The 17,336-nt window shown below is 68.9% G+C and carries 16 protein-coding genes; 13 read left to right on the forward strand and 3 right to left on the reverse strand.

The window, feature by feature from the left end; all coding sequences use genetic code 11:
* Positions 1 to 101 precede the first annotated feature (101 nt).
* Positions 102 to 842, forward strand: a complete 741-nt coding sequence (locus E0H45_RS07270; protein WP_131335465.1) for a DUF3109 family protein — start codon at positions 102 to 104, stop codon at positions 840 to 842.
* Here the strand turns inward: E0H45_RS07270 and E0H45_RS07275 are convergent.
* Positions 835 to 1,788, reverse strand: coding sequence for an NAD-dependent epimerase/dehydratase family protein (locus E0H45_RS07275; RefSeq protein WP_131335466.1), 954 nt, complete (start codon positions 1,786 to 1,788; stop codon positions 835 to 837). The two genes, E0H45_RS07270 and E0H45_RS07275, sit on opposite strands and share 8 nt — an antisense overlap.
* A 155-nt stretch (positions 1,789 to 1,943) precedes the next feature.
* On the opposite strand from E0H45_RS07275, the gene E0H45_RS07280 reads away from it, so the two are divergent.
* The 3 genes from E0H45_RS07280 to E0H45_RS07290 are packed head-to-tail and all read left to right on the forward strand — an operon-like array spanning position 1,944 to position 3,445.
* Positions 1,944 to 2,576 (forward strand): VOC family protein, encoded by a 633-nt coding sequence (locus E0H45_RS07280; RefSeq protein ID WP_131335467.1) that lies wholly within the window; start codon positions 1,944 to 1,946, stop codon positions 2,574 to 2,576.
* A 58-nt stretch (positions 2,577 to 2,634) separates the two neighbouring features.
* The gene (locus tag E0H45_RS07285) at positions 2,635 to 2,985 is read left to right on the forward strand and encodes an ArsR/SmtB family transcription factor (RefSeq protein WP_131335468.1); all 351 of its coding nucleotides are present in this window, start codon (positions 2,635 to 2,637) and stop codon (positions 2,983 to 2,985) included.
* Complete coding sequence (locus E0H45_RS07290) at positions 2,966 to 3,445, forward strand: SRPBCC family protein (RefSeq protein WP_131335469.1); 480 nt, start codon at positions 2,966 to 2,968, stop codon at positions 3,443 to 3,445. Before E0H45_RS07285 ends, E0H45_RS07290 begins: the two co-directional genes overlap by 20 nt.
* Here the strand turns inward: E0H45_RS07290 and E0H45_RS07295 are convergent.
* Positions 3,442 to 4,830, reverse strand: a complete 1,389-nt coding sequence (locus E0H45_RS07295; protein WP_131335470.1) for a WS/DGAT/MGAT family O-acyltransferase — start codon at positions 4,828 to 4,830, stop codon at positions 3,442 to 3,444. The genes E0H45_RS07290 and E0H45_RS07295 overlap by 4 nt on opposite strands.
* Positions 4,831 to 5,037: 207 nt before the next feature.
* Entirely contained in the window at positions 5,038 to 6,462 is a 1,425-nt protein-coding gene (locus E0H45_RS07300; protein WP_131335471.1) for a beta-N-acetylhexosaminidase, read from the reverse strand.
* A gap of 132 nt (positions 6,463 to 6,594) precedes the next feature.
* Here E0H45_RS07300 and E0H45_RS07305 point away from each other — a divergent pair, with 132 nt between their 5' ends.
* From E0H45_RS07305 to disA, 9 genes are all read left to right on the forward strand, one after another.
* On the forward strand, positions 6,595 to 7,794 hold the full coding sequence (locus E0H45_RS07305) for an MFS transporter (RefSeq protein WP_238154842.1): 1,200 nt from the start codon (positions 6,595 to 6,597) through the stop codon (positions 7,792 to 7,794).
* A gap of 4 nt (positions 7,795 to 7,798) precedes the next feature.
* On the forward strand, positions 7,799 to 8,494 hold the full coding sequence (locus tag E0H45_RS07310; RefSeq protein ID WP_131335473.1) for a class I SAM-dependent methyltransferase: 696 nt from the start codon (positions 7,799 to 7,801) through the stop codon (positions 8,492 to 8,494).
* Between the two features lie 124 nt (positions 8,495 to 8,618).
* A complete protein-coding gene (locus E0H45_RS07315; protein WP_131335474.1) occupies positions 8,619 to 9,170 on the forward strand; it encodes an ATP-binding cassette domain-containing protein in 552 nt (183 codons plus the stop codon).
* A complete protein-coding gene (locus tag E0H45_RS07320; RefSeq protein ID WP_131335475.1) occupies positions 9,160 to 10,407 on the forward strand; it encodes an ABC transporter substrate-binding protein in 1,248 nt (415 codons plus the stop codon). The genes E0H45_RS07315 and E0H45_RS07320 overlap by 11 nt, the downstream gene beginning before the upstream one ends.
* Positions 10,407 to 12,179, forward strand: coding sequence for an ABC transporter permease subunit (locus E0H45_RS07325; RefSeq protein WP_131335476.1), 1,773 nt, complete (start codon positions 10,407 to 10,409; stop codon positions 12,177 to 12,179). Before E0H45_RS07320 ends, E0H45_RS07325 begins: the two co-directional genes overlap by 1 nt.
* A complete protein-coding gene (locus E0H45_RS07330) occupies positions 12,176 to 13,477 on the forward strand; it encodes a tetratricopeptide repeat protein (protein WP_131335477.1) in 1,302 nt (433 codons plus the stop codon). The genes E0H45_RS07325 and E0H45_RS07330 overlap by 4 nt, the downstream gene beginning before the upstream one ends.
* A gap of 9 nt (positions 13,478 to 13,486) precedes the next feature.
* Complete coding sequence (radA, locus tag E0H45_RS07335; protein ID WP_131335478.1) at positions 13,487 to 14,887, forward strand: DNA repair protein RadA; 1,401 nt, start codon at positions 13,487 to 13,489, stop codon at positions 14,885 to 14,887.
* A gap of 132 nt (positions 14,888 to 15,019) precedes the next feature.
* A complete protein-coding gene (locus E0H45_RS07340; RefSeq protein WP_131335479.1) occupies positions 15,020 to 15,958 on the forward strand; it encodes a beta-ketoacyl-ACP synthase III in 939 nt (312 codons plus the stop codon).
* Between the two features lie 179 nt (positions 15,959 to 16,137).
* On the forward strand, positions 16,138 to 17,232 hold the full coding sequence (gene disA, locus E0H45_RS07345) for a DNA integrity scanning diadenylate cyclase DisA (protein WP_130384924.1): 1,095 nt from the start codon (positions 16,138 to 16,140) through the stop codon (positions 17,230 to 17,232).
* Positions 17,233 to 17,336: the final 104 nt, after the last annotated feature.

Consider the following 17,336-nt stretch of genomic DNA (forward strand, 5'->3'; position numbering starts at 1 on the left):
GCCGAGTGCCGCGCAGTAGGCGCAGAGTCCTCAGACGCCTCTTTGCGAGTCTTCCGAGTCTTCGTTCACCGATCACGGGTTCCTGCGCGTACGCTTTCCGGGTGCCTGAGGTTTCTCTCGATTTCCCCCGTGCCTGGGTCGAGTTCACCGACCCCGCCGACGCCGACCAGGTCTTCCGCTGCGACCTGACCTGGCTGACGTCCAACTGGTCCTGCATCTTCGGCGGTGGTTGCCAGGGGATCTACAAGGGCCGCCCGAACGACGGCTGCTGCACTCTCGGTGCGCACTTCTCCGACGCCGACGACGAGAAGCGGGTCAAGAAGTACGTCAAGGAGCTCGGCAAGGACGACTGGCAGTACCGCAAGGAAGGCCGGAGCAACGGCTGGGTCGAGACCGACGACGAGGGCGAGCGCAAGACCCGGGTCTGGGAGGGTGCGTGCATCTTCCTGAACCGGCCGGGGTTCGAGGGCGGCGCCGGGTGCGCGCTGCACGGGCTGGCGCTGAAGCGCGGCGTACATTTCGTCGAGACCAAGCCGGACGTGTGCTGGCAGCTGCCGATCCGGCGGACCTTCCGCGAGGTGGAGCGGCCGGACGGGACGTCGTACACCGAGGTCGGGATCGGGGAGTACGACCGGCGCGGCTGGGGACCGGGCGGGCACGACCTGGACTGGTACTGCACGGGTAACACCGAGGCGCATATCGCGGTCGAGCCGGTGTTCGAGTCCAGCAAGGTCGAGCTACAGACGCTGATGGGTCTCAAGGCGTACGACGTACTCGCCGACCTGTGCCGTCAGCGCCTGGAAGCCGCGCGGCCGCTGCTGCCGCATCCCGCCTCTAAGTAGCGATCTTGCCGTTGTCGACGAGCCAGCTGATGCCGGACAGGGCTGCCTCGAACGCGGAGTAGCGCGGACGGAAGTCGAGCAGTCTGGCGGCCTTCTCCATCGAGCAGTGCGGGCTGTGCTCGACGTGGTCCCAGGTGGCGGCCGCGTCCTGCTTGGACAACCGTTCCTGCAGCTGGCCGATCGGGAGGAAGCCGAGTCGGCTCTGCCGGCCGAACCAGTCGGCGACTGCATGGGCGTACCCGCGCAGGGTGATCGCGTCACTCGCCACCGCGTGGAAGCTCTCGCCGATCGCGGTCGAGCGACTCGCGATCGCGGCCAGGAACACGCCCGCGACGTCGTCGGCATGGACCGGGTTGAGCGTCTCCAGGCCGAGGTTCGGCAGCAGGACGTCAGCACCCTTGGCAAGCTTCTCGTAGACGCCGAGGTCGAAGTTGCCGGCCGGGTTGACCGGCGTCCAGCCGGGGCCGCAGATGTGACCGGGGTGGACGATCGTGACCGGGAAGCCGTCGCGGCGGGCCTTGGTGAGCAGGTAGGCCTCGATCGCGGCCTTCTGCTTGCCGTAGTCGCCGAACGGCTTGCGCGGCGCGTCCTCACGGGTCGGGACGCTCACGCTCGGGCCGTGGACCCAGATCGTGCCACAGTGCAGCAGGTGCTGGATCTTCCCTTCGACCGCCTCGGTGAGCTGCCGGGCGCTGTCCTCGGTGAAACAGATCAGGTCGATGACGACGTCCGGGTTCAGGTCCGCGACCCGTCGGCCGAAGGTCCCCGCGGCATCTTCCGCGGCCCGGTCGACCTGGACGAACTCCACGTCCTTCCAGGTTCCGTCCGAGTGGTACGGCGTACGCTCGCCGCGGCTCAGCACCGTGACGTCGTGTCCGAGCCGGATCAGCCGCGGGACGAGATAGGTTCCGATGTGACCGGTACCGCCGATGACGACTGTGCGCATACCCGTGAGCGTAGGGCACGTCTCCCGATGCCACGCCGTAGCGAGGAGGTGCCGTGCCGAGTGCCGCGCAGTAGGCGTGGGATCGGGAGACGTGCCCTGGGTCCGACACACCCTGGGGGCCGCGAGTGTCGGTGGAGGGCGTAAGAATGGCTGGCATGCGTTTGGATCATCTGTCGTACGCGTGCGGGCCTGATGGGTGCCGGGCGACCGTCGAGCGGCTGTCGGCAGCGCTCGGCGCGGAGTTCGTCGACGGTGGGGTGCATCCGCGTTTCGGCACGGTGAACCACATCCTCCCGCTGGAGAACGATCGGTATATCGAGGTGGTCGACGTGCTCGACCACCCGGCGTCGGACAAGGCGCCGTTCGGTCAGGCGGTCCGGGCCCGCAAGGAGCTCGGCGGCGGCTGGCTGGGCTGGGTGGTCGCGGTCCGCGACATGGAGCGGATGGAGAAGCGCCTCGGCCGGCAGGCGGTTCCCGGCAACCGGCACCGCCCGGACGGGCTGAACCTGACCTGGCGGCAGATCGGCGTGAAGGGCCTGATCGCCGACCCGCAGCTGCCGTTCTTCATCCACTGGGACGATCTCGGCGAGCACCCGTCGATCGGCGGCAAGGACATCAAGCTCTCCGGTCTGGAGATCGCCGGCGACCCGACCCGGGTCACCGACTGGATCGGCCACCCCGCCGACCATCTCCTCGACGACCTCGACGTCGCCTGGGTCGGCCCGAACGGTCAGCCGGGCCTGGTCGCCGCCGTCTTCACCACGCCGAACGGGATCGTCCGGCTGTAGGACCTAAATCCGTCGTACCGCTTGACCTGTGGTTGGCGTCGGCCTAACGTACAACCAAATGGTTGTAGATGAACAAGTGGTCGACCGCCTGCTGCACGCACTGGCCGACACGACGCGGCGCGACATCGTGCGGCGGTGCCTGGCCGGCGAGGCCTCGGTGTCGCGGCTGGCCGAGGCCTATCCGATGAGCTTCGCCGCCGTGCAGAAACATGTCGCCGTACTGGAACGGGCCGGTCTGGTGAGCAAGGAACGCAGTGGCCGCGAGCAACTCGTGCGGACCGACGTCGACGCCGTACGGCGGGCTCGGGATGCACTCGAGCAACTCGAGGCAACCTGGCGCGGACGCGTGGACCGGATGTCGGACCTGTTGACCGAGAGGAACGAGAACGATGAGCGTGACAAGCCTTGACAAGGATCTCGACGCACTGAGCCTGACCCTGATCGCCGACTTCGACGCGCCGGCCGAGCGGGTGTGGGACCTGTGGGCGGACCCGCGGAAACTGGAGCGCTGGTGGGGACCGCCGACGCATCCCGCGACGATGGTCGATCACGACCTGACGCCGGGCGGTGCGGTCACGTACTACATGACCAGCCCGGAAGGCGAGAAGTACCACGGGCGGTGGAACATCACGGCTGTCGACGTACCGACGTCGCTGGAGTTCATCGACACCTTCGCGGACTCCGACGGGAAGCCGGTCGACAACATGCCGGCCAGTACGACGCGTATGCGGCTCAGCTCGCACGACGGGAAGACACGGATGGAACTGCAGGCAGTGTTCGACTCGCGGGAGCAGATGGATCAGCTGCTCGGCATGGGGATGGACGAGGGGCTGAAGCTGGCTGTCGGGCAGATGGACGCGTTGCTTTAGTGGATGTTCTCGAGGTCGGTGAGTGAGGTCTCGAGGTGGCCGAGCATGCGTTGCAGGTGTGGGACGGTGCGGCGGCAGCCGATCAGGCCGAAGTGGAGTTCGTGGGCGTAGCTGGTGACGCTGATGTTCAGGGCCTGCCCGTTGAGGACGATGCTCGCGGGGTAGAGGCCGAGGAGGCGGGAGCGGTTCCAGTAGAGCGGGCTGTCCGCGGGGCCGGGCACGTTCGAGATCACCACGTTGTACGGCGGTGTCGTATGGCCGGCGACGCCCGGTAGGACCGCGGCGGGACCTGCGACGCCGAAGCCGAGTGCGCCGACGATCAGGTTCTGCAGCGGGCTGAGGTCGGACAGGACGCGTTTGCCGTGCGCGGTCGACGCCATGATCCGGCGGATCCGGCGCTCGGGATCCGCCAGGTCGGTGGCCAGGTCGGCGATCAGCGTGGTGAGCGAGTTCCCGCCTCCGGGCGCGTCGTCCGCCGTACGCAACGAGACCGGCACCATCGCTGTCAGCGCCCTGTCCGGCAGCGCGTCCAGCTCGAGCAGATAGTTGCGCAGGGCCCCTGAACACATCGCCAGCAGTACGTCGTTCAGCGTCGCGCCGGTGATCGCCCGGACCTTCTCCAGCCGTTCGATCGGCCACGACTGCGCCGCGAACCGTCGCGCGCCGGTGACCGGCTGGTTGAAGATCGTCCGCGGCGCCTGGAACGGCACCGTCGAGTGCAACAGGCTCTTCACGCCGGCCAGCGGGAGACCGGCAAGGCCGGCGGCCGTCTTCAACGCGCCACCCGGCACCTTGGCCATCGCCTGCAGCAACCCGGTCTCCGGGCGCGGCTCGGCGACCTTCGGCGGCAGCGCGTACGTGGCCGGCATCCCGGTACGGTTCGGGTCGGTGGTGAGGGTGTCCTGCATCCAGCGCAGCGCGGTGACGCCGTCGATCATCGAGTGGTGGATCTTGCTGTAGATCGCGAACCGGCGGCCCTCGACGCCGTCGATCAGGTGCATCTCCCACAGCGGGCGATGCCGGTCGAGCAGCGTCCCGTGCAGGCGGCTGGTCAGCTCGAACAGCTCGCGGTACCGCCCGGGACGGGGCAGCGCGGACAGCCGGACGTGGTACTCGAGGTCGATCTCGTCGTCCTGTTCCCAGGACCAGTAGCCGAGGTCCACCGGCCGGTTCCGCACCCGGCGCGCGAACAGCGGATTCACCTCCGGTGCCGCCACCATGTCCTGGTACAGCCGCGACACGAAGTCCCGCGACGACTCCGGGAACACATGATCCCGCCCGGCCCCTTCCGGGAGCTCGAACAACATCAGCCCACCGACATGCATCGGCTGCTCCCGCGACTCCCCACCCAGGAACATCGCGTCCAGCGGCCCCACCACGGTCATGGCTCCTCCGCTCCCGACCGGTTACCAGCAACCCATCGTGGTCGTCGCACCCGAGCGCGTCTACACCCCCACAACAGCCTTCACCCAGAATTGGTTACCTCAGCAGCAACTGACTTATCAACTATCGGACGCCCCTAACGACTTTGTGCACCGTTCGACCATTTTCGTGCGCTGAAAATGGTCGAACGGTGCACAAAGTGGGGTTGGTCAGTCGAGGGGGCGGTAGTTGACGCCGATGCGTTCGATGCGGGTGAGGTGGGGGCGGAGGCGGGTGAGGAATTCTTCGTACGACGTTTTCGGGGAGCCCCAGGCGCGTTCGGCGAAGGCGGACAGGCGCGGGAGCAGCATGTAGCCGACCTGCTCCGGGCCTTCCATGTACTCGGTCCAGATCTGGCACTGGGTTCCGACGATCAGCGACTTCTCCTGGTCGGACAGCGCCGCCGGGATCACCTCGAAGTCGTACACCTTCTCCAGCGGGATGTGGCCGCCGATGGCGAGCGGCTCGGTCGCGGGGTCGCCCTGGTAGTAGTCGAAGTACACCGACTCGCACGGCGCCATCACGACCTCATGCCCGGCCTTCGCCGCGACCTCGCCGCGCTGCGCACTGCGCCACGCCATGATGACCGCGTCCTTCGGGCAGTCGGTCTCGACCATCTCGTCCCAGCCGACCAGCCGGCGCCCTTCCTCGGCCAGCACCTCCGCAACCTGCGCGGTGAACCAGCCCTGCAGCTGCCCCGGCTCGTCCAGCCCGAGCTCGGCCTGCCGCTTCTGCGCCGCCTCCGACTCGGCCCACTGCACCGACGGGCACTCGTCGCCACCGAGGTGGATGTACGGCGACGGGAAGATCTCCAGCACCTCCCGCAGCACGGTCTTCACGAACTCGACGGTCGCGTCGTTCACGTTCAGCACGTCGTCGCTGATGCCCCAGTACGGCCGGACCGTCAACTGCTGGTCCGGGTGGTTCCCGAGCTCCGGGTACGCCGTGATCGCGGCCTGCATGTGACCGGGCAGGTCGATCTCGGGCACGACGGTGATCCCGCGGTCCGCGGCGTACGCGACGATCTCGCGCAGGTCGTCCTTGGTGTAGAACCCGCCGTGCGGTGTGCCGTCGTACTCGAACTCCTGCTGGCCGTGCGACATCTTGCCGACCATGGTCTCGGCCCGCCACGCGCCGACCTCGGTGAGCCGCGGGTACGCCTCGATCTCGACCCGCCAGCCCTGGTCGTCGGTGAGGTGGAAGTGCAGCACGTTCAGCCGGTGCAGCGCGAGTACGTCGATGATCTTGAGGACGAACTCCTTCGGCATGAAGTGCCGTGCGACGTCGAGCATCATGCCGCGCCAGCCGAACCGCGGCGCGTCCTCGACGTGCGCCAGCGGTACGGCGACCTTCCCGTGCTCAGCCGGCTCGGCGGCCTCGACCAGTTGCGCGTACGTCGTCTCCGCGTGCCGGAGCGCGTCCTCGGAGCCGGCCGTGAGCCGGGCGCCGTCGGCGCTGATGTCGATGCGGTACTCGTTCGGGTCGAGGTTCTCGACCACGTCCCGGACGGCCTCACCGACCGGGTCGGCGGTGATCCACCGGCCTTCGTCGACGGTGAGTTCTCGCGGGGCAGGGACGATCGCGATGTCGGACATCGGGACTCCAGGGAGCGCAGGTCGATTTATGTCAGGACGATCCTATATCTGTGCAGAACTGCGCAGAAGCGATGGAGGCAAGCAGTAACAATCGCCCTACCTTCGGTGTCAGGTTCATGAGAGGGTTTGCCCGTGACAAGCGAGCGGCAGCGGACGACCCTGCGGGTTCTGGTGGCGAGCAACGCGCTCGGAGGGGTCGCAACGGCGAGCGGATTCGCGGTCGCCGCACTGCTCGCGGAGAACGTCTCCGGCTCCACCTCGATGGCCGGTCTGGTCGCCACGTCGACCACACTGGGCGCTGCCGTTCTCGCCGTACCGCTGGCCGGTCTGGCTCGCTCGCACGGCCGAAGGGTCTCGTTGTCCCTCGGATATCTGATTGCCTTCGTAGGCGCTGCGCTGACGATCGTCGCCGCGCAGATCGGCTCGATGGCCCTGCTGCTGGCTGCGGGCTGCTTCTTCGGCAGCGGCTCGGCCTCCAACCTGCAGTCGCGGTACGCCGCCACGGACTCCGCTGAGCCCAGCCGCGTCGCCCGTTCGCTCGGGCTGGTCGTCTGGGCCACCACGATCGGCGTGATCGTCGGACCGAACCTGACCGGTGTCGGCGGGTCGGTCGGCACGTCACTCGGCATCCTGGCCCTGGCAGGTCCGTACGTGTTCTCGGTCGTTGCCTTCGGCCTCAGCGCGGCGACGGTGTGGGTCGGCATGCGCAGCCAGGTGCGGCCGGGCAAGGTGGAGCGCCAACCGCTGGCCGAGACGTTCCGGCAGGTCATCCGCATCCCCCACGCACGTCTCGGCCTGCTGGCGATCGCGACCGCGCACGCCGTGATGGTCGGCGTGATGTCGATGACCTCGGTCCACCTACGCCACCACGGCGCCTCGCTGACCATCGTCGGCTTCGTCATCAGCGGACACGTGGCAGGCATGTACGCCCTGTCCCCGCTGACCGGCTGGCTGGCCGATCGGCTCGGCCGCATCCCCACGATCGGCATCGGCCTCGGCACCCTCGCGGTCGCGATGACGCTGGCCGCTGTCGCGCCGGACGACGCGCACGCACTGACCGGACTCGCCCTGTTCACACTGGGCCTCGGCTGGTCCGCCTGTCTGGTCGCCGGCTCCACGCTGCTCTCGCGGTCCGTGCCGGACGACATCCGTACCTCGGCGCAGGGCCTGTCGGACCTGACCATGGGCGTCCTGGCTTCCCTTGCGGGCACAGCTGCCGGCCCGGTCCTCGCGTACCTCGGCTTCCACTGGCTGGCCGTCTTCTGCGGCATCCTCCTCGTCCCAGCCGCGCTGCTCGCCGCAACGACCAAACAGGCTGTGGCTAGGGTCTAGCGGTGTGAGCATCGCGGAGGGCGGGATTCCGAGTCCGAACATCTGGCACCACCCGAAGGTGTACGAGGTCGAGAACCGGGCGGTCGACCCGAACGGCGTGATCGAGCCGGCGATGCGGGCGATCCGCGACTGGACCGGGGCGACGGTGCTCGACATCGGCTGCGGCACCGGCTTCCACCTGCCGAAGTTCGCCGCGACGGCCGCACAGGTGATCGGCGTCGAACCGCACGGAGCACTGGCCGACGCGGCCCGTCGACGTACCCAGGCGTTGCCGAACGTCGACGTACGGCAGGGTACGGCGCAACGCCTGCCGGTACCGGACGCGTCGGTCGACGTTATGCACGCGCGCTGGGCGTACTTCTTCGGGCCGGGATGCGAGCCCGGGCTGGCCGAGGTGGACCGGGTGATGCGTCGCGGCGGGACCGCGTTCGTGATCGACAACGACGCGAGCCGGTCGACGTTCGGTCAGTGGTTCAGTACGTCGTACCCGATGATCAAGGCGCCTGTGGTGGAGCGGTTCTGGACCGATCGCGGCTGGCACCGGACGCCGCTGGACATGGGCTGGCGGTTCGAGACCCGCGCCGACCTGGAGGCGGTGGTGAAGATCGAGTTCACGCCGAAGGACGCGCGCCGGATCCTCGCCTCGCACACGGGCGTCGAGGTCGACTACGCGATCAACCTGTGGAGCAGGACGTATTGAATCCGTCCCCGCCCCACCGCCCCGGTCAGGCTAACGACACTCGGGCGGCCTGCAGACGGACCTCCGGTCCTCATAGGGTTGACGAACCACTTGACGGGGCATTCCTGGGAGGCGCCAGCCACGGATGGACGGACTGCTGCTCGATCACGTGCCGGAGTTGCCGGGGCGGCTCCGGATCGACGTAGGTGAGCAGCGTGCGGTGGTCGTGCCTCAGGCGGCCGACCGCCGCAGGCTGGCCGACATCGTGACCGGACTGGACGATCCACCGCCCGGTGCGCTCGTGCTGGCCGGCGGAACGGTCCGGCTGGTACCTGCCGAAGGCGGACTGCTCCCCCACCTCACTGTGCTCGGAAACGTGATGCACGGGCACCGCACGTCGCAGTCGATCACGAGACAGGCAGCGCGGGAAGCGGCCGTGGTCAAGGCGGTCGGCTGTGGGCTGGAAGACGTACTGGATCGCTACCCGTACGAGATCACCGCAGGGCGTCGCCGCCTGGCCGGTGTGGCCCGGGCACTCGGCGCCTACCCGCGAGCGATCGTTCTGGAGGACGCAAACGGCCTACCTACGTGGGGATCGCTCCTGTCGCTTCGACCCAACCCCGATCTCGCCTCAGCCGCTCTGCTTCTCATCACGACCAGCACGACGCGTACGACGGGGTTTGTGGATGCTGAGTAGCCGCAGAGCGTTCCTGGGGACCGCGGCAACACTTCTGCTCGCCGGCTGTTCGAGTGACGTGCTGGGACTGCGGCGTGCGGTCCGCGTGGCCGTCAGCTGGAGTGGCGAGGAGCTGCGCGCGTTCCACAAGGTCCTGGGCGGTCTGGGTGCGTTGGACTACCCGGTGGAGGTCGTGCCGCTCGGCGACGACATCTCCACTGCCTTCGGCGCCCGCTCCACCCGTAGACCGGACATCGTCATGCTCCCGCAACCAGGTCTCGTCCCGCGCCATCTGGCTGACCTGGAGCCCATCCCCGACGACATCGCGCGACTCGGTCAGGCACGCCTCTGGAAAGAGCTCCTCGTCCACGAAGGCACGACGTACGGCGTGCCGTTCAAGACAGCGCACAAGTCCGCGGTCTGGTATCGCCCCTCGGTGTTCAAGCAGGTCGGCGTACAACCGCCGCGGCTGTGGAGCGAGTGGCTGACGCTGAACCGGACGCTGACACAGGCGGGCGTCACACCGTTGGCGCTGGCTGCAGGTGACGGCTGGGTGCTCACCGACTTCCTGGAGAACATCCTGCTCGGCATCGCGCCGTCCGTGTACCTGGGTCTTGCGACAGCGACAGACCCCCGGCCGTCGCAGCAGCCACAGTTCGGGGCCGCACTGCGGTTGCTGGGCACCATGTGGTCGGCACCTGACCTACTGGCGGGCGGAGTGAAGGAGTCACTCGTCCAGCAGTTCCCGGACGCGCTGGTGGAGGTGTTCGGCCACCGCAAGGCCGCCATGGTGCTCGCGTCCGACTTCGCCGAACCGGTGGTGCGCTCGTTTGCCGCAGACCCCAACGACATAGGGCTTTTAACGTTCCCTCCGATGACTGCAGGCGCTCCTGCACCAGTAGTCGTCGGGGGCGACGTCATGGTGCTGCCGAAGCCGAGCACGGAAGACGCACGCGACCTGGTACGCCGGCTGTCCGCACCGACCGCAGCAGACCCGTGGATCGCAGAAGGCGGGTTCCTGGTCGACGGACGGACCAGTGGGTACTCCCCCGAGCTCACCCGGCTGGCCGAGCAGCTGACCAGGCCTGGAGAGCAACTGCAGTTCGACTTGTCCGACCGGCTCGGTCGCATCGGAGACATCAATGGACTGTGGCGAGTGCTGACCGACTTCCTGATCGCGGTCGGCCGCCCTGACGCCGCAGTACAGGATGCGGTGGACGACGCGATGACCGAGCTGCGGAAGGTGGAGGAGGGCTGATGGGCCTGCAGACCAACGGCCTGTCACTCGAGGTCGTCGGCCGGGAGATCACCGGCCGTCCGGTGCAGGGCAAACCGCGCCGACCGGCCGGACCGTACCTGCTGGGGCTGCCGGCGTTGCTGTTGAGCTGTGTGCTGCTGGTACCGATCGGCGTCACTGTCGTGGCGGCGTTCCGGACACGTGGCGGTTTCGGGTTCGGCAACTTCGCGGTGATGGGCGACCCGTCCGCGCTGCATGCCGTGGGCAACAGTCTGCTGTGGGTGATGGTCGCGTTCGGAACCGTTGTGGTCGGGTTCTTCCTTGCCCTGTTGAGTTATCGGCTCCCAGCGGTCACGACGTTCCTGCAGCCCGCACTGGTCATTCCGTTCGCTGTGTCGGTGCTGGTGTCCGGTGCGACGTTCCGGATGATCTTCGACCCGACACCGGAGCGCGGCACGATCACTGCCGTCTGGACGCGGCTGTTCGGCACCAGCCCGGTGTGGCTGGGTCCTGGTCTGTTCTGGCTGGTACTGGTGTCCGCGTTCGGCTGGACCTGGCTCGGGTACGTCGTGTCGATCTTCCGCGCCGGCCTGGACGCGATACCGGACGACGTGTCGCGGACGATCACATCTGAGGGCGTGAAGGGCTGGAGACGGCTGCGGGCGTTGGAGATCCCGCTGCTGCGTCCGGTCACCGGTGTGGTCACGCTGACGCTGGTCATTGCCGCAGTGCGAGTGTTCGACCTGGTGCTGATTGTCGTACCAGGATCCATGCAGCGGTCCGCCGACGTCCTCGGGCTCAACTGGTGGCGGGCCACCACGACAGGTGACGACTCAGGACGTACGGCGGCGCTCGGTGTCGTGCTGTTCGCGATCGTCGCGGCGGTCGGGCTGATCGGCGTCCGCGGGCTGCGCCGGCGGCGGTGGGCGATGCCGGTGACCGTCGTACGGCCGGATCCGTCACTAGGGCGACCGAAGCCGGGCAGGGTGGTACGGCGGTTCGGCTGGCTCATCGGGCTGGCTGTCGCGCTGGTGTGGATCTTCCCGGCTGTAGTACTCGTCGCCACGGCGTTGCACTCGCCACGGGAGGCAGGCCTCCGCGGGTGGTGGTCGCTGTCCGGGCTGGGGTTCTCGTCGTTCGCTGCCGCGGCGAACGTCGGGTTGTTCCGGGCCCTACTGTCCACGCTGGTGATCGCGGCCGCCGCAACAGCTGTCCTGCTCGTGATCGCCGTACCAACGGCCTACCTGGTCGCCTGGGGCGGTCTGCCGACGCGACTCGGGCGCATCGCGATGGGTGTGTTCGTCGTACTGGCCGTGACACCAGTGCAGATGTACGCCGCTCCGCTGCGGGATGCGATCGACACAGCCGGCTTGGCCGGGTCCCGCGTCGCACTGGCTCTAGTACACGCAGCTGCCGGCTTGCCGTTCGCCGTACTGCTGCTGCGATCCGCCTTCGCGTCTGCACCACCAGCGCTCGTGTCCGAGGCGTTGCAAGGTCCAGCGCGGCAGAGCGCCGTACTGGCGACTGTGCAGCGGACGTACCGTCCCGCACTGGTTGCTGTTGCGGTGCTGGAGTTCGTATTGGTGTGGAACGACTTCATCGTCGGCTTCCTGATCAGTGGTCCGGGTACGACGCCGTTGTCGCTGGTGCTGTGGGGTGAGGCGCGGCAGTTCTCCACGTCGAGCGGACCGGTCGCTGCTGCGGCTGTGGTCGCGTCGGTAGTACCTGTGGTTCTCATGCTGTCGTTCTGGCGGACCGTCGTTCGCGGACTGACGACAGGGAGCCGGCCATGAGTGAGGAGCAGCCGAAACCGACGCAAGAGCCACCAGAGGAGCAGTCCCGAATCCAGGAGTTCTCCCTGGTCGTCGGCGGTGTCGCGTCCGCGTTGCTCACCGACCTCACCTCCCAACTGCTGAACCAGAGCCTCGGCCAACGCGGCATCGTGCAGTGGGTCGGGTACTCCGTGGCCGCTCTGCTCGTGGTCATCTCCTACCTTCGGTTGCGTGCGCGGCGCCGGCGTGCGCGCGAGCGCCGCCTGCAAGGTGCGAGCGAACTGCACGCGGCAGCCGAGGAAGCCGAGCAGTGGATGATCGCGCTCGGATCGGACGCCGGCGGAATGGCGGCGGCCGAGTGGTTCACGGTCAACGAGGACTGGCTCCGCGACCTGGTCGCGACCGCGAACCCGCAGAACGCGGCAGTCGACGACTTCGCCCGGATCTGCGACGCGCTCGAGGCCTGGTACGTACGCCGTCCCGATCCGGACGCGCTCCTCCAACTGAGCGAGCTCCTGAACGCCATGGCCGAGGCCAGCGGGCGCCGCGGTCTCGCCGAGCTCGCAGCGGCCCGCGCGGCAACGGCGTACCGATTGCTGGGCGACCTGGACGCCGCCAGCACTCGTCTGGGCCTCTCGGACAACATCGCGACCCACGGCCGGACGGCGGCTGCACTGAAGATGAGGCGCCAAGTCGAACGCGCCCTGCTGCACCTGGCGCGCGCCGAACGCGCACCGGCCGGCAACGACCGCGACGAAGCCGTCCTGAATGCACGCGACCGGTTGGACGACGCACGACTCACCCGTCCCGGTCCTGACCTCGCAGCCGACGTAGCGATCTCCATCAACCTCGCAGTCGTGCACCTGTACCAGTACGACGACGAAGGCGCCCTGGAGCAACTGCGACCCGCCCTCGCCCGTGCGACAGCAGCCGGCGACCTGAGCGGACAGGCCCACGCGCTGGAGCTCATGGGCGTGGCCGCGTGGATGCGACGCAACAGGCACGAGGCCGGCAGCCGGTGGGAGCATGCCGCCCACCTGTACGCCGAGATCGACGAACACGAAGGCCACGCCCGCTGCCTGCAGCATCTCGGCTCCGCAGCCGTGATCGCCGAGGACCTGGACACCGCGCTCGAACTGCTCGAGCAGAGCGCAACGCTGCGTACGTCGGAGAGCGAGATCCTCACGAAGTACCTCGACGCGGCCCGCCGGACCTCGGAACTCCCGGTCGTCGCCGACGACCCACCACGCCGTACGGCGGTCAACGGGCTGAAACGCCTTCTTCGAACGGTCAGAGGTTTTGTCGGCGGCCTGAAATAGGTTGTTCTCATGGCGAAGGCGGGGACGCAGGCAAAGAGCAAGGCGGCGTACGCGTGCTCCGAGTGTGGATGGACCTCGGCGCGGTGGATCGGGCGGTGCGGCGAGTGCCAGGCCTGGGGCACGGTCACCGAGGTCGGTGCGCCGAAGGCCGCCCGGATCACCGCCGGGCCGGTGACCTCGCCGGCGATGCCGATCGCCAAGGTGTCCGCGATCGAGGCCGAGTCCCGACCGACCGGCATCGGCGAGCTCGACCGCGTGCTCGGCGGCGGCGTCGTGCCGGGCGCGGTGATCCTGCTCGCGGGTGAGCCGGGCGTCGGCAAGTCCACGCTGCTGCTCGAGGTGGCGGCCCAGTCGGCCCGCGGCGGCCAGCGGACGCTCTACGTGTCCGGCGAGGAGTCGGCCGCGCAGGTGCGGCTCCGGGCCGGGCGGACGGACGCCCTCGTCGACGAGCTCTTCCTTGCTGCCGAGACCGATCTGGGCGCGGTCGTCGGTCAGGTCGACGCGGTCGAGCCGTCGTTCCTCGTCATCGACTCGGTCCAGACGATGGCGCACCCGGAGGTCGACGGGGCGCCGGGCGGCGTGACGCAGGTCCGCGAGGTGACCGGCGCGCTGGTCCGGCTCGCGAAGGAGCGGCACATCGCGGTCGTGCTGGTCGGTCACGTGACGAAGGACGGCGCGATCGCCGGCCCGCGGATGCTCGAGCACCTGGTCGACGTCGTGCTCGCGTTCGACGGCGACCGGCACTCCGGGTTCCGGATGGTGCGCGCGACCAAGAACCGGTTCGGACCGTCCGACGAGGTCGGCTGTTTCGACATGGTCGACACCGGGATCGTCGAGGTCACCGACCCGACCGGACTGTTCGTCTCCGAGCACGCCGAGCCGGTGGCCGGCACCTGCGTAACCGTGATGATGGAAGGCCGCCGCCCGCTGCTGGCCGAGGTGCAGGCGCTCGTCGGCCCGTCCGCCGCACCACAGCCGCGCCGCACCACGTCCGGACTGGAGTCGTCCCGGGTCGCGATGGTCCTCGCCGTACTGGGCAACCGGGCAGGCCTGAAGCTGGCCGACCAGGAGGTGTACGTCGCCACCGTCGGCGGCGTGAAGATCACCGAGCCGGTCGCGGACCTGGCGGTCGCGATCGCGGTCGCGTCCTCGGTGATGGACAAGCCGATCCACCCCGGGCTGGTCGCGATCGGCGAGGTCGGCCTGGCCGGCGAGGTCCGGCGAGTCGGCGGCCTGGAGAAACGCCTCGCGGAAGCCGCGCGGCTCGGGTTCACCAAGGCGATCGTCCCCGCCGACATCCCGAACCGGAGCAAGGACGTGAAGCCGATGGACATCCAGAAGAAGTACGGCCTCCGGACCTTCGCCGCCCCCGACCTCCGCTCCGCACTGCTGGCCGCGGGTCTCGCCTGACCCCTTGTGGCCAACACCACAGGTGAGACGGGGGATCTACAGCAGCCGCGTCGGGAACGTACCCTGGGTGCGCCCCCGCCGGGTTCGATGATGAACCTGGGTACCCCCGCCGGATGACTGCAGGAGCACCTGATGACCGGATCCAGAGTTGTCGCGCTCGGCCACTACCAGCCGGAACGGGTGCTCACCAACGACGAGCTCGCCACCATGGTCGAGACCAACGACGAGTGGATCCAGAGCCGGGTCGGCATCCGCGAGCGCCGGATCGCGGCGCCCGACGAGCAGGTCGACGAGATGGCCTGGCGGGCCGCCGACAAGGCCGTCGCGAACGCGGGCATCGACACCTCGGAGATCGACTACGTCGTGGTCGCCACCTGTACGGCGATCGACCGGTCGCCGAACATGGCCGCCCGGGTCGCCGCGCGCCTCGGCCTCGGCAACCCGGCCGCGATCGACCTGAACACCGCGTGCTCGGGCTTCGCCTACGCGCTGGCGACCGCCGACCAGGCCATCCGGGCCGGCGCCGCGACGAAGGCCCTGGTCATCGGCGTGGAGAAGCTCAGCGACTGGACGGACTGGACCGACCGCACCACCTGCGTGCTGATCGGTGACGGCGCCGGCGCGGCCGTGCTGGTCGCGAGTGACGAGCCCGAGGTCGGTCCGGTGGTGTGGGGTTCGGTGCCGGAGATGTCGGACGCGGTCCGGATCGAGGGACGCGACGGCCCGTTCGCGCAGGAAGGCCTGAGCGTCTTCCGCTGGGCCACCACGCAACTGCCGGAGATCGCCAAGCAGGTGTGCGCGAAGGCCGGCCTGAAGCCCGAGGACCTCGGCGGCGTCGTCCTGCACCAGGCCAACCTGCGCATCATCGAGCCGCTCGCGAAGCGGCTCGGCGCGGTCAACGCAGTGGTCGCCAAGGACGTCGTGGAGTCCGGTAACACCTCGGCCGCGAGTATCCCGATCGCGCTGTCGAAACTGGTCGAGAAGCGCGAGATCCCGTCCGGCGCGCCGGTGCTGCTGTTCGGATTCGGCGGCGGTCTGTCGTACGCCGGTCAGGTCATCCGCTGCCCCTGACGCGGCAGGCGTCGTACCTCCACGCACCTCGTTCACGCGGGAAATCGGGACTGCACAGTCCGATGCACGGGCGAGTGCACGCGCACGCGCCGCCCCGGGCCGATTCGCGGCCGTCGTAGCAGGCGCTGCGGCAGATATCCGGACAACGGCACGCGGCAGACCGCATAGACTCAGGTTCCGTGGCGGCGAACACGGACAAGAACAGCACCGGCGCCCGGCTCCGCGCGACGCTCGCGGCGGTGGCGCCCGGTACCGAACTACGCGAAGGACTCGAACGGATCCTGCGCGGGCGGACCGGCGCACTGATCGTGCTCGGTCACGACAAGGCGGTGGACGCGATCTCCACCGGCGGCTTCGAGATCGACATCGAGTTCACCGCGACCGGGTTGCGGGAGCTCAGCAAGATGGACGGCGCGATCGTCCTCGACCGGGACGCCACCCGGCTGATCCAGGCCGCCGTGCACCTGATGCCGGACCCGTCGATCGTCACCCAGGAGACCGGCACCCGGCACCGCACCGCGGACCGCGTCGCCCGGCAGACCGGGTTCCCGGTGATCTCGGTGTCGCAGTCGATGCACATCATCGCGCTGTACGTCGACGACCAGCGCTACGTGCTCGAGGACTCCGGCGCGATCCTGTCCCGCGCCAACCAGGCCCTCGCCACCCTCGAGCGCTACAAACTGCGGCTGGACGAGGTGTCCGGCACGCTGTCCGCCCTCGAGATCGAGGACCTGGTCACCGTCCGGGACGTGGCCGCGGTCGCCCAACGGCTGGAGATGGTCCGCCGGATCGCGACCGAGATCGACGGGTACGTCGTCGAGCTCGGCACCGACGGCAGGCTGCTCACCCTGCAGCTCAACGAGCTCGTCGCGGGTGTGGCCGGCGAACGTGAACTGGTCGTCCGCGACTACCTCCCACCGGCCACGGGTCGGCGGCCCAAGACCGCGGACGACGTACTGCTCGAGCTGGATGCTGTCAGCCCGACGGACCTGCTGGACATCGGCCAGGTCGCCCGGGCCCTGCAGCTCGGCGGCGCCGAGCAGCTCGACGCGGCGGTCACCCCGCGCGGCTACCGGCTGCTGGCCAAGGTGCCGCGGCTCCCGGGTGCCGTGATCGATCGGCTGATCGACCACTTCGGTCACCTGCAGAAGTTGCTCGCGGCAAGCATCGACGACCTGCAGACGGTCGAGGGCGTCGGCGAGAACCGGGCCCGCACGGTCCGCGAGGGCCTGTCCCGGCTGGCCGAGTCCAGCATCCTGGAACGCTACGTCTGACCACCCGCAGTAGCTAGACGCCTCCGGTTCGTGAAAGAGCCGGAGGCGTCTTGCATTTGCCCACGCCTCGGCTAATACTCCATGTGGAACATTTCGTGCGGAGT

Origin of the sequence: Kribbella soli (genome assembly GCF_004331345.1) — a bacterium.
Taxonomy (GTDB): Bacteria; Actinomycetota; Actinomycetes; order Propionibacteriales; family Kribbellaceae; genus Kribbella; species Kribbella soli.